Genomic DNA, 1150 nt, shown 5'->3' with positions numbered 1-1150 from the left:
CATTGTTTCGATAGCTGGTTAAACCGCAGCCATCTTTACAACGAAGACTGCTTAAATAGATTAATTGATCAAAGTCCCAAAAGGTAATCAAATCTCCTTTGGGTGAGGAAACCGCGGCAGTTTTTCCTATGGGGTCAAAACAAACGCTGCCACAATAATGCTTCATGGCATAATTAACATCATCGGGTGCCCAAAGAGGTTTGAGGTCTTTCCCTCGTTGGTGGTGGGCAACCAAGGGAACGCTGTCAGTTTTATCTCCTTGATACTGTAGGCCGATCACCACTTCATCTCTTTGGTTGATATCGATGTGACGAATGCTCAGCTGGTGGTATTCCTCTTTTAACTTTACTTGCTCTAGTAAGTCACCACTCGTAAGCGAGACATAAGTTAGTGAAGGGGACATGGTATCGAGGTTCAGCTTTACACGACCTTTATCCGGGTGTGTGAGAATACCTCCATTGGCAATAACTAAAGTATCCGTGTCGCTGCAGAGCTTTATTTCATGTGGACCAATACCATGGCTTGAGAGCTGGGCGTGTACGCGATAATCGTTGAGCACATCTCTCACAAAAAGCCTTCCTTGACCCGAATCTATGTGATTTTCAGTGCTGACCAAATAACGTCCATCAGGTGTGTAAAGAGCATGCCCGTAGAAGTGGAAACCCTGTTCAGGCTGAATATGTTTTATCACTCTGCCTGATTTGATTGAAGATACGATTATGTATTGACCAGGACGCCGCCCAATGACTGCTATTTCTTCTTTATGAGGGTGCTTGATCACCTGGTGAGCTCTGGCGGGAAGCTTAAGCCGACTGACAGGTTCGCCATTTCCTTGTAAGCAAATTACCCAATGCTGACCGTGTCTATCCCTAGCTGCACTAATGAGCAATTCTGAGTCGTTTTCCTTGGCGAAGGCATTGAATGGGCTGAGTAAGCTGCTTGCGACTATAGATCCAAGGAGCTGTCTTCGGCTTAGCCTTGTGTTTTCTAATGTCGAGAGTTTGTCAGTCATTAATCACCATCTCGACTGTTAAAGCCAAGGTGAATACCCAAGGCCGATACTGATGTTTCGAGCTCCTTGTGTAAGGTGCCTATTTTCTTATAGATGTCTAATGTTGCCTGGTAGCCTTCAGCTGTTCTGACTGCATTT

Annotated in this window: 1 protein-coding gene; it reads right to left on the bottom strand. The window is 45.2% G+C overall.

Features of this window, described 5'->3' with window-relative positions; all coding sequences use genetic code 11:
* On the bottom strand, positions 1–1012 hold a 1012-nt coding region (locus A3729_RS20870; protein ID WP_068634238.1), incomplete at its 3' end, for a DUF1513 domain-containing protein.
* Positions 1013–1150 lie beyond the last annotated feature (138 nt).

Source organism: Oleiphilus sp. HI0043 (assembly GCF_001634935.1).
The sequence above is the reverse complement of the archived record's forward strand: the minus strand, read 5'-3'. Positions and strand labels throughout refer to the sequence as shown.